At 35.7% G+C, this 10,876-nt stretch carries 16 protein-coding genes; 3 read left to right on the forward strand and 13 right to left on the reverse strand.

Annotation, left to right across the window (positions count from 1 at the left end; translation table 11 throughout):
* Positions 1–138: 138 nt before the first annotated feature.
* The 13 genes from DNK84_RS02300 to DNK84_RS02355 all read right to left on the reverse strand — a co-directional run bounded on the left by DNK84_RS02300 (position 139) and on the right by DNK84_RS02355 (position 7,889).
* Complete coding sequence (locus DNK84_RS02300) at positions 139–1,353, reverse strand: MFS transporter (protein ID WP_162902161.1); 1,215 nt, start codon at positions 1,351–1,353, stop codon at positions 139–141.
* Positions 1,354–1,403: 50 nt separating this feature from the next.
* Positions 1,404–2,432, reverse strand: a complete 1,029-nt coding sequence (locus tag DNK84_RS02305; protein ID WP_162902162.1) for a site-specific integrase — start codon at positions 2,430–2,432, stop codon at positions 1,404–1,406.
* Entirely contained in the window at positions 2,425–2,913 is a 489-nt protein-coding gene (locus tag DNK84_RS14185) for a hypothetical protein (protein WP_162902163.1), read from the reverse strand. Before DNK84_RS14185 ends, DNK84_RS02305 begins: the two co-directional genes overlap by 8 nt.
* Positions 2,891–3,151 carry a hypothetical protein gene (locus tag DNK84_RS02310; protein ID WP_119342965.1) on the reverse strand — a complete coding sequence of 87 codons (261 nt, stop codon included), beginning with the start codon at positions 3,149–3,151 and terminating at the stop codon, positions 2,891–2,893. The genes DNK84_RS14185 and DNK84_RS02310 overlap by 23 nt, the downstream gene beginning before the upstream one ends.
* A gap of 113 nt (positions 3,152–3,264) precedes the next feature.
* The gene (locus DNK84_RS02315) at positions 3,265–3,483 is read right to left on the reverse strand and encodes a hypothetical protein (RefSeq protein WP_119342966.1); all 219 of its coding nucleotides are present in this window, start codon (positions 3,481–3,483) and stop codon (positions 3,265–3,267) included.
* A gap of 3 nt (positions 3,484–3,486) precedes the next feature.
* Positions 3,487–4,149: an O-methyltransferase gene (locus DNK84_RS02320; protein ID WP_119342967.1), complete on the reverse strand. Its 663-nt coding sequence runs from the start codon at positions 4,147–4,149 to the stop codon at positions 3,487–3,489.
* Between the two features lie 90 nt (positions 4,150–4,239).
* Positions 4,240–4,557 (reverse strand): hypothetical protein, encoded by a 318-nt coding sequence (locus DNK84_RS02325; protein ID WP_119342968.1) that lies wholly within the window; start codon positions 4,555–4,557, stop codon positions 4,240–4,242.
* A gap of 2 nt (positions 4,558–4,559) precedes the next feature.
* A complete protein-coding gene (locus DNK84_RS02330; protein WP_119342969.1) occupies positions 4,560–4,877 on the reverse strand; it encodes a helix-turn-helix domain-containing protein in 318 nt (105 codons plus the stop codon).
* On the reverse strand, positions 4,870–5,115 hold the full coding sequence (locus tag DNK84_RS02335) for a hypothetical protein (RefSeq protein WP_119342970.1): 246 nt from the start codon (positions 5,113–5,115) through the stop codon (positions 4,870–4,872). Before DNK84_RS02335 ends, DNK84_RS02330 begins: the two co-directional genes overlap by 8 nt.
* Positions 5,116–5,151: 36 nt before the next feature.
* Positions 5,152–5,736: a DNA-binding protein gene (locus DNK84_RS02340; protein ID WP_119342971.1), complete on the reverse strand. Its 585-nt coding sequence runs from the start codon at positions 5,734–5,736 to the stop codon at positions 5,152–5,154.
* 14 nt (positions 5,737–5,750) lie between these two features.
* Positions 5,751–6,407 carry an ATP-binding protein gene (locus DNK84_RS02345; RefSeq protein WP_119342972.1) on the reverse strand — a complete coding sequence of 219 codons (657 nt, stop codon included), beginning with the start codon at positions 6,405–6,407 and terminating at the stop codon, positions 5,751–5,753.
* A 3-nt stretch (positions 6,408–6,410) separates the two neighbouring features.
* Entirely contained in the window at positions 6,411–6,926 is a 516-nt protein-coding gene (locus DNK84_RS02350; RefSeq protein WP_119342973.1) for an HD domain-containing protein, read from the reverse strand.
* Positions 6,927–6,935: 9 nt separating this feature from the next.
* Positions 6,936–7,889: a recombination-associated protein RdgC gene (locus tag DNK84_RS02355; protein ID WP_119342974.1), complete on the reverse strand. Its 954-nt coding sequence runs from the start codon at positions 7,887–7,889 to the stop codon at positions 6,936–6,938.
* A gap of 859 nt (positions 7,890–8,748) precedes the next feature.
* On the opposite strand from DNK84_RS02355, the gene DNK84_RS02360 reads away from it, so the two are divergent.
* From DNK84_RS02360 to DNK84_RS02370, 3 genes are all read left to right on the forward strand, one after another.
* Positions 8,749–9,042 (forward strand): type II toxin-antitoxin system RelB/DinJ family antitoxin, encoded by a 294-nt coding sequence (locus DNK84_RS02360; RefSeq protein ID WP_119342975.1) that lies wholly within the window; start codon positions 8,749–8,751, stop codon positions 9,040–9,042.
* Positions 9,035–9,316, forward strand: a complete 282-nt coding sequence (locus tag DNK84_RS02365) for a type II toxin-antitoxin system RelE/ParE family toxin (protein WP_119342976.1) — start codon at positions 9,035–9,037, stop codon at positions 9,314–9,316. Before DNK84_RS02360 ends, DNK84_RS02365 begins: the two co-directional genes overlap by 8 nt.
* A 203-nt stretch (positions 9,317–9,519) precedes the next feature.
* Positions 9,520–10,662, forward strand: coding sequence for a DDE-type integrase/transposase/recombinase (locus DNK84_RS02370; RefSeq protein ID WP_208123236.1), 1,143 nt, complete (start codon positions 9,520–9,522; stop codon positions 10,660–10,662).
* Positions 10,663–10,876 lie beyond the last annotated feature (214 nt).

Here is a 10,876-nt window from a genome sequence, read left to right on the forward strand (position 1 = left end):
ACTCAGACAACTGTTTAAAATCATTGTCCATAAACAGGTCGCCAACAGAACAGGACGCAAAGAGCCTCGGTGCAGAAAACGCAGAACAAAGGCATATCCTCCACTAAAAAAAGCTCGAGGTTTATACAAAAATGCGGCTTAACTTAGTGCCATTAGAGTAATACCAAGTATGATTGAGAGCATAAATATTAAAATATTAACTTGTACCACTTTATAAATAATTCCTTCGTGGATAAGCCAATGTATTAAATTATTTTTATCCATAATAAAGCCACTAAATAATTGGCCGCACTCAGTAATTCCAGTGATAATCATATTTGTCAAAGCAATTCCTAAGGCAGTAAACTCAGGCTTACAAAATTTATTAAATAATTGCCAGACCAGGACTTGAGCAGCTGAAAAACAGCCTAATAAAAAGACTAAAATACTAATATTAACCCGAAATAAATCCACATTCATTGTCAACGAGAATATTATTACTACAGAGATAACAGAAGATAAAATAATAACCTTTGCCATACCAAATAACTTTGCTAGCAGAATCATTATTGGTGAAAAAACGACCCAATCCATTAGCAAAAATGATATTTCTTTGACTGCATGGTATTGATTAAACCCATAAATGTCAGAGAAAAATAATACACCAAATTGTGCTGATAATATCACAGTTGGAATATATATAAATCCTCCCCACGCTGAATTTAACCAAAGAAGTTTATTCTTTATCAAAGATAAATATGTATCTATGCCATAGCCATTGAAAAAGTTAATGCTCTTGCGCTTTTTTTGTGATAATACGACAAATGATATCAAGGCTAATGGCAAAGAAACTAAACCTGAGATCAAAAAAATAATTTTCCAGTCTATACCTGTATCTGATAAGAAGACACTTATTTGTTGAGAGAATATTCCTGCAAGTGTACCAAATGATATTGCTATACTCGCAAGCAATGAAAAATAGGTGCTGCTAAAATATTCTCTTGATATCTTCAAAACGCCTATAAATGCAAATGCAGACCCAAAACCAATTAATAACCTTCCTATAACCGCAATGCTATATACTGGCGACAAGAAAATAATATTTCCAAGGCCACATATCAAAATGGCAAACGAGAAAACATATTTACTTTCAAATCGATCTAAAATAATCCCACAAGGAATCTGCATCAATAGATAAGTCAGACTATAGCTTGACACAAGAAAGGAGTAGTCAAATTTTGAAGATAGATGGAAATATTCCACTATTTGTTTTTCATAAGCACCATTAATTAATCTTAGAAAAAATTCATACCCATAGAATAATAGGCCAATAAGGAAAACCATTGTTAAAGCTATATTTTCTTTAAAACTCATATGTAATTGCCATAGATTTAATTTTTTATTAAAAATTTTGATTACTCTCATTACTTAAATACTCTATTTTGGTTAGCTTTAAAGTGCTCATAGATACTATAATTAGCATTTTGATCGAATAGGTTAACTTTTTTGATATATCGTTGTTGCGTATTAAGTGACTGATTAGTGATTTCACGCATTTTGACCAGATTAGCACCGGCCAGTGCTGCACTGGTGTTGAAGCCAGAGCGTAATCCATGCGGTGAGAGGTTAGTTGTATTGAGACCTGCCTGCTGACATCTCTTTTTAAATAATCGATAGAATCCTTCGTAAGAGAGCTGCTCATTTCTGACTTTGCAACCACCTTTGTGCAGTGACTTAAAAATATATTCTTCATCTGTCAGATCAATTGCCTCTAGCCAATGCTGCAATGCATTAACTGGACAATGTCGGGTCGATTTTGAATTAAATGGTATTGCAACCTCATGACCCTTAGCCAGTTGATCTGTTTTAGACTGTCTTATGGTGACAATCATGCCGTGAGCGTCATCAAAATTTACGTCCTCATTTTTTAATGCCAGAAGCTCAGAGGCACGAAATCCGCCAGAGAAGCCAACAAGCAAAAGTGCTCGGTCACGTACACTTAAGAGATCGTTACCATTCATACGGTCAATAATTTTAATGAGCATATCATAGGTGACTGGATCAGATGCGTTTTGATTTCTGCTGATGTCGCGCTGAATACCTTGAAGCAGTGTGTCTATTCTGGGGTGTGCTAAAGGTGACAGATGTCCCTGTGTTTTATGATGGTAGTCTATTGATGCTTTAATAACTGCAATTGTTGACCAGCTATAGCTCTGGTCATGCAGGTAGACGAAAAAGGCATAGGCAATTTCTGGGGTAAGTGGCATTGATGTCACCTTAAAGCCATCACAATAGCTTTGAAGTACTTTAAATGCCGATTGGTAGCGCTTGATGGTATTGTTGGCACGTGATTTCTGTTCAATCTCTAAGCCTTTCGTGTAAGCATTTTTTAGCTCCTCCTGAGCAGTTGCTTCAAGCTCATTACCAAGAATCAAGTTAGGAATTTTATCCATGAGTATAATCATCTTCGTTTTGTGCACTAGTAAGAATACTGTTATCGACCATGCGATAAATATTTCTGTACATGTTGAGCACCTCCGCTTTACCAAAGTGCGAATCGCCCGTTGAAAGAAAACACCACATCTCACCAATATCATGCTTAATGGTATTAAATTGAATATTATTCTGGATAAGCCAATCAAGATGTTCTGTCATATCGTCCACTGCATCACCTGAGTATTCTCTAAATTCGATGAATAACTTGAGTTTTCCATAAAATTCAGCCAGAGAAAGTGACTCGAACAGTGTCATTTGAAAGCTTGCACCAGAAATATCAATACAGAAGTAAACGGGCTTATTATCTTTATTGACGTAGCATTGTACATTTGTATTCAGATAATATTGATCAAATACTCTTTTATATTCGTGGTAACAGCGTGTATAAATTGCTAGATGATTGACTGTAAATACTTCATTGGGACTGACAGTTTTCATGTTGATCATCACCTTTTGGCGTAGTTGACTTAGCTCTTAAACTGATCTGATGGATTTTCTCAATTTCAAGTGGGATCAAAGACTGGGTATTATCCATTGTTGAAAGAATATGAACAAATACATTGCCAATCTCTGTTATGGTGCCACGAATTTCCTGATAATTATCATAGAGTAAGTAAACGGACTTATTCTGTGCTTGTGCTTTTTTTAGTTTTTGTGTGTTTGCGTGTAGATTCATTTTTTCTTCTATTATGTTTACTTGTTTTGTTGTTTCGATCCTGCTTGATTTCGCCTAGTTTTTGGCGCATTATTTTCTTGAGAACGCCTAGGTAGCTATCATTGTTCATTCGGTTATTCTTCATCATTCTTTTCATCTATGTCTTTGGTTTTAATGCCATCACGTAGTTCTTTTTTCATCTTCGCCAAATTAAAAGCAGTTACTGCATCACAGGCTTTTTTCCATAACGCAGCATAATTAGGCTTTGCTTTTTCATGATCTGACAGCGATTTGAGCTTGGCTTTTAATGCCCTAGCTCCAGCTTCTGTTTTTAGAAGTTCTTCAATGTTCATCCGCTAAATTTTCCTAACAATTGTTAGACCATCACCTATGGGTGTTAAAATAGATTCAACCCTTTTATCCGCCTTGATAAATTTATTTATTGCTCGGGTTGCTTCTATGCTAGGTGTGTTGATACTTGCATCAATGACTTTGCCACCTCTAAGCATATTGTCTAAAACAATCAAACCACCTTTTCTTATGAGTTTATAACTTAAGTTGTAATACTCATAATATTCGCTTTTATCAGCATCAATATAAACAAAATCAAAACTGTCACTGTGACCAGATTCTATTAGATTGGTTAAGGTTTTAATTGCAGGTGCGATTTCTAATTTTATTTTCTGATTGACCTTGGCTTCATGCCAATATTTTTTATACTCCTGTAAATTACTGTCATCTACATCGCACGCATATATTTGACCATCGTCAGGTAATGCTAAAGCGAGCGCTAAAGTGCCAACGCCTCTGAAAACACCGATTTCAATGACTTTTTTCGCATTAATCATCTTCATTAGCATTTGCAAGAATTGAAGCTGATCTGGTGCTGTTATCATTTCAGATAGCTCATCATTTTTAGCCTGATTTAACATTTGCTCTTGCACTGGTTGCATGTTAAGCGTGTTATCTAAAATATAACGATATAATGCTTCGCTTTTAAGTAATGTTGATAAACTCATATGATCTGTTTCCTTTTAATTTCAGTCATTGATTCACTTTGGCGCATGATTTTTTTAAGAACGCCCAGGCAGTTGTCATTGTTCATGCGATTATTTTTCATCGTTATGCTCATTAATACCTTTTACTTCAATAACCTCATCTTTTTCTAGCCATATTTCTTGATAATCAAAGCCATCTTCTGTTATTTTGCGAATAAAGTTCTTATCTATTCTTTTTAATGTGACTGAGTCAAGCTCGATTAAAATCAAATTATTTTCATCATCTATTTGCTTGATTATCCCTGTGTAGTCAGAGATATCCAAACCTTTATAGTCAGGATCTTCAGTACCACATTTAACTCTAACCGTAGCACCCAATCTAAGCTTGCTTGTATTTTCTTTTGATTTGCGCCAATTAAATTTTAACATCCTTACAACACCTTTCTCTTATGGCTCAACGATCTAGACAACACATTGATTCGATTAAGTTCTTGACTTCTAAGTTGACTGTAAATCGATGACATTGCAGCTTGTGCATTATACGGTTCTTGATCAAGTTTGGTGTTTAAGGTGTAGCCATATCTTCTTGTGTATTTTCTAACAGTCGTTTCCTTGAAACCAGTTTCTTGACAAACTTCTTTGTAGGACTTGCCTTGCACCTGAAAATTATACAGGACCTCATTCAAGGGCAAATTATATTTTGACTCAACAACCGCCTTAAATGAATCATTGGAATATTGATTAGCCATTATTTGACGACCTCAATTTATCTAGACCCTTCATCATCAGTAGCGCTAAACCATGTTGGGATATAGCCAGCTTAAACTGACTTACGCTAGTGTAGCCTAGAAGGCTAGAGATTTTAGTTAATGGCGCACCCTCGCCATTTAAAAACCAGCGGCTTGCCGCTCTGTTGTTAGCAAAATAGCTAACTTGAACACCCAGCATTGGCTTGCCAGATTTATTTTTTGGTTCATTAAAAATCAAGGCATTTATCCTTTTGTGAAAGTCCAATAATATGTATTAGCTTTCAGTTTTTTTATCTTTTTGTCTTCTTGTTTTCAACACTGCCATCTGAATTTCAACTTCATGCAATTTCTGACGTATCTTACTCAGTTCATCAGCTATTTTCTGTTCACGTTTATGGCTATCTTCCAGTCTTAAAGCACTAATACTTAATTCTTTTTCAAGTGCCATAATCTTTGAGGTGGTGGCATGTTGGCATTTTTCCAGTTCATTTTGCAGTTCAGCGGACGTTTTTTCAAGCAGTGTTACCTGATCGAGCGCTTCTCGTGTATGTTGTGCTTCGAGATTAAGCTTTTGTTGATAGCTTTCTTCCTGTTCGCTCAACATACTTTTATATGCCGTCTTTAATGCGGTAATAAGTGTTTTAGGTAAGTCTGTAGCATCAGAGACCACCTGTTGCTCCTGCCACTGTTTAATGAAATCAGAAACGGTTGCAAATCCGCCACCTGTCACTGCAAGCACATTGCGCACGGTGACTTTTTCACCATCAGTCATTAATTTTTCGCATACCTGAGCGACTTCATCAAAACTCAGATTATCACGCTTTGCTCTTTTTCCTCTTTTTCCTATTTTATCTGGCATGTTTCAGTACCCGTTCATTTATCTTGAAAACTCAGTGTAACAGCAGCTCCTTTGCTATTATCATTCCTATTATCAATGCTAAAGTTTGCTTTTAATTTTTGCGCTATTTGGACACATTGATCAAGTCCTATACCTGTACTGTGTGATGTTGAAATACCTTTTTTTAGATAGTCATTCTTGCTTAGCTTATTGAAATCAAACCCGTGTCCATTATCAATAAATGATATTTTGTTTTCTTCACATCGTATTAAAAGCTCAGTGGCGCCAGCTTTAATTGCATTATGTCTAATGTTATTAATAAGCATTTGTATTTCTAGCGGTCTAAAAATACAAATACGGGTAGAGTAATTTTGCAATTTCACAGATAAATTATGCAGAGGCGCATTATTAAGATAGCTTTCAATAAAGTCGTAGAGATCATTTTTTATTGTAAAGGTTTTAGCGTCCCAGTGATTTAAAGTAATAGCGCTAATTAATTCTTTCATTTCAGCCAGGTGAAATAAGGTATATTCAAACTCTGTAATTAAGTCTTGTGTTACTACTTTGTCAGGGTTCTTGTAGTAACTCTTTAGCTCTGCCTGAATATTAGACTGTATTCCATGAGAGATTTGTTTTAAGGCATGTATGATCGCGCCAGTATTAAGCTCACCTGTTTTTATCTGATCTTTCATCTTTCAACACTCCCAATGCTGATCAGCAATAATCTGATGCGCCATATCTAGTAAGGTTTGATCACCTTCTTTTAAGACTTCCAGTAATAATATCTTTTCTTTAAAGTAAACTTTACCAAATTGTTTATCATACTGAAAAATCGATTTAGAGTTATCAATTAGATCCGCTATTTTGATTGTTTTAGCAGCTGGTGGTGCTTTTGAGATATGCGCTCTGTCTAAAGCTTTTCTGATCGCTCTATTGCCGTCATCTGGCTGACTTACATCAGTTAGCCAATAAACAAGCTCTGCAACCTCTTTGCCAAAAAGCGCTTCTATTTCTGATAACGTTGTATCAGTATCTTCCACAGTGTCATGTAGCAACGCAGCGATCAGCATTTCTTCGGTATGATCAACCTGACTTACAAGCGCTTTTACAGCACGAGGATGAACAATATAAGGCTCTCCCGTGTACTTTCTTAGCTGTCCGTTATGTTTTGATGCTGCAAAGCTATCTGCCTTTGCTACCTGCTTACTCATTTTATTTCTCTAACTTTTAATTGTTAAGACTTCTTCGGTTTCTCTTGCTTCTCTTGCTTCTGTTGTTTCTGCTTTTTTGCTAAACACACCCATCATGAATTCTATAAAATGACGTAGAGTTTCTGTCATTATGACAAAATCAGCATCAAACCGCTCTATCTCAGATTCAGTGACAATATCATTAGCCTTGTCCTGGACTAGCTCCAGAAATTTAAGCGACTTAATCATAAACTCATCATTAAGCACAAAAGATAGTTCATCTTGCCATGACAACGCTAATTGCGTAACTTCTCTGCCAGAATCAATTAAAGAGATAATATCATCGGTAAATAAATTTTGTCGCTGACAACGAATAACACCGCCATCATTGTTGTTGTCCTGCAATACACACTGATCTTCTATGGTTAACTCTTGTGGATATTCATTGGTTTTTATCCAGTGAGTCAGTAGCATAGAGACGGGTATTAAATCAGGCATTCTAATTTTTAAGCTGCCCAGTGTTTTACGTAAATTAACGGTTAAGGTTTCTGCTTTTTTGCTTGAAGAAGCATTAACAACAAGCCAGCCATTCGCAGTGTCAATATAAGCATGTATTACGGTATCACGTGTAAAGGCACGTGGTAACAGGCTTTGGTATATTTCTTCCTTTAAAGTGTCTTGCTCTTTCTTTTTAACCTTTCGGGATTCACGCAATTCAATTTCTTCGACTTTTTCATCGAGGATCTCTTTAATCACCGTTGCAGGTACAATCTTTTCCTGAATTTGAAAAGCCACCATAATAAAACCATTGGCTTCATAGGCAATCGATGAATCTTTGGATATGGGTGAAATCCATCCCGTTGAAATTGGTTGAGATGGTGAGCATGGGCTAAACTGATGCTCTTCCAGGCTTTTTTCAATCATTTCAAATGATAAATCAAACGGCTCGATAAATTCAAATAGTGCTATATTTTTAAACCACATCGCATCATACTCCTTATTTGCTGTGTCATAAATATCATAAGATATCAGTATCGATATTTCAAGATATTATTTAGATTTAAATCATGTCAACTGATGAGTTCATTGTCAAGAAAGCAGATGTTTCTACGGCCTCCGTTTTGCTATTACTAAATTTAACTGTTTTTGGCTGAATTCAATATTTACGCATTCTAAAGCTCACCATGCTGTTTTTATGACTTTGGTAAGCAAAGTGCATTGCCATGCTTGAGAAGTCCTTATTATCGCAATTTATGAGCGTCTAATTTTCAGTCAACTGCTCAAAATTTGTCAAATTCTGATATATTACATTTATTTTATTAAGTAAAGAGAATGATCCTTCTCTGTACTTAAATTCAATTAGGCAGTGAAATATAAATCTTAGGTGCTAAGATTTTAGAGGGCTAATCACATAAAATAGAATGTATTATGAACATTAATTAATAAATGTCGCAAATAATATAATGTTAGTCACAGTGGTAATGTGACATGTAAAATTGCATCAATGCTTTAAATATGGGGTTTATGGAAATTGTATAAAATATATGACGCAACATGTCGCAAATGTAAAACAAGCTGCAAAAGCTTGTATTTTGCTGGTTTGCGGACTTTTTCGATACTTGATGTCGCAAATGTTGCGTGATCAATCTTCAAAATATTAAAAGATGTTATCTGATATATCCAAATAGTCAGACATTGTCTGGCGAATTGAGTATGTGATATTTTTAAAGTTAACTGTGATTATGGGTCATCATGAAATTGATCTGTTGGCTTATACTTAAACTTGATTGTATCTCAAATGAGATATATACTTAAAGCATAGGAATATATTGGAGACCTTATTATGGCGAATACTTCAATGCTACATGTTCGTATTGATAATGAACTTAAAGATGATGCGGCAAAAACACTTGCGAATATTGGTCTAACCCTTTCTGATGCCGTGAGAATTCTTTTAACAAGAATCACAAAAGAAGGTGGCTTGCCAGTAGGTTTGACTGTGGATCCAGAAGCACATAAAGCATGGTTTGAAGCTCAAGTTATGGAAGCATTGACTGACACAAAACCTACTGCCTCGCATCAAGAAGTGATGGATGATGTTCAAACTATGATTAATAAAAAGCATAAATATGGCTGAGTTGCAATGGTCATATTTGGCACGTAACGATCTTCTTTCAATAATTGATTACGTCTCTAATGATAATCTTGATGCCGCTCAACATTTGAAAGATGATATTGAATCAAAAACATTATACTTACTCAAGTTTCCTAAAATGGGTAAGGTTGGCCGAGTGAAAGGAACACGAGAGTTAGTCACTTTGGCGAACTATATTGTCATCTATCAGGTAAAAGGCTCTTTAATTAAAATACTTCGTATTCTGCATGCAGCGCAACAATGGCCTAAAAAATAACGATGAAGATACCATTTTGCACATAATTTTATATAAAATTATGTGATTAGTTAACCATATGATTTACGCTTGTTGACTTGAGCGAATTGAATCAAATTAAAAGTTACCGAAATAAAAGTTGCACTGCGCAAAAAATGACTCATTAAATCATAATAGAAGTTACCCATGTTTAACAAATGAAGGTATCTATGGGAAAACTGACTATGGAATTAATTATAAACAACATGAAATCGCAGTATACAGTGGCGAACAAGGCAAGAAAAAGTGAATTGCTAGATCAAGCCTGCCAAACACTTTCAATGCATCGCAAATCAGTTATTCGCTTGTTTAATCGTACTACACAAGTAAAGCGCAAAAAACCAGGAAAGAAAAAACAATATGACTCGCCAGAGCTTATCAAGGTGCTTAAAGACATTTGGTTTGTTAGCGATCAAATATGTGGACAGCGTTTAAAAATGGTGCTACCTGAATGGTTGCCTTTCTATGAAAAGCATCATGGTAATCTTTCTAAGGAGATTAAAACTCAATTGCAATCAGTAAGTTCAGCGACCATCAATCGACTATTAAAACCCTACCGATTACATCCGAAGTTTTGCACCACAAAGCCAGGAAGTTTATTAAAGGTGCATATTCCAATTAAAACCAACCAATGGGATGAAAGCATTCCTGGATTTGTTGAAGCCGATACGGTAGCACACTGTGGCGACAGCTTATCAGGTGATTTTATGTGGAGTTTGACGGTGTCAGATATTGCCACGTGTTGGACTGAAAATAGAGCCATCTGGAATAAGGGTGCGCATGGCGTTATTAATGCAATTAAATCAATACAAGCAGCGCTCCCCTTTGAGTTAAAAGGCTTTGATTCTGACAATGGTTCTGAGTTTTTAAATCGTCATTTAATGCGTTATTTTGCAAGAAAATCAATCCAAATGACAAGATCAAGACCTTATCACAAAAATGATAATGCGCACGTTGAGCAGAAGAACTGGACACATGTCCGTCAGCTCTTAGGTTACCATCGTTATGACAATATGAAGCTTGTTGCCTTAGTAAATGACCTGTATCAAAATGAAGTATCACTTTTTAACAATCATTTTATGCCAAACTTCAAGCTGATTTCAAAGCATAGAGAAGGTTCTAAAATCATCAAAAAACATGATAAACCTCAAACACCTTATCAGCGCGTTATGGCATCTAAGCAGATTGATCGTGGTATAAAAATAAAGCTTGCAATAGTGCACAAACAACTGGATCCTTTCGAATTGCAGCAAAGCATTCAAGAGAAACTTAGCGTGATTAATAAACTCGTTAATTTAGATCGCAAGCAAAAAAGAAAAGCGGTTTAGATCAACAAAGTATCCAGGCATTTTTCAGCTATCTTCGCCAGAGGGGCAGGGGTACAAAACAAGTTTGCCCCTAATGGCACTAAGTTAAGCCGCATTTTTGTATAAACCTCGAGCTTTTTTTAGTGGAGGATATGCCTTTGTTCTGCGTTTTCTGCACCGAGGCTCTTTGCGTCCTGTTCTGTTGGCGACCTGTTTATGGACAATGATTTTAAAC

The organism is Facilibium subflavum (assembly GCF_003574485.1).
GTDB classification, from domain to species: domain Bacteria; phylum Pseudomonadota; class Gammaproteobacteria; order Francisellales; family Francisellaceae; genus Facilibium; species Facilibium subflavum.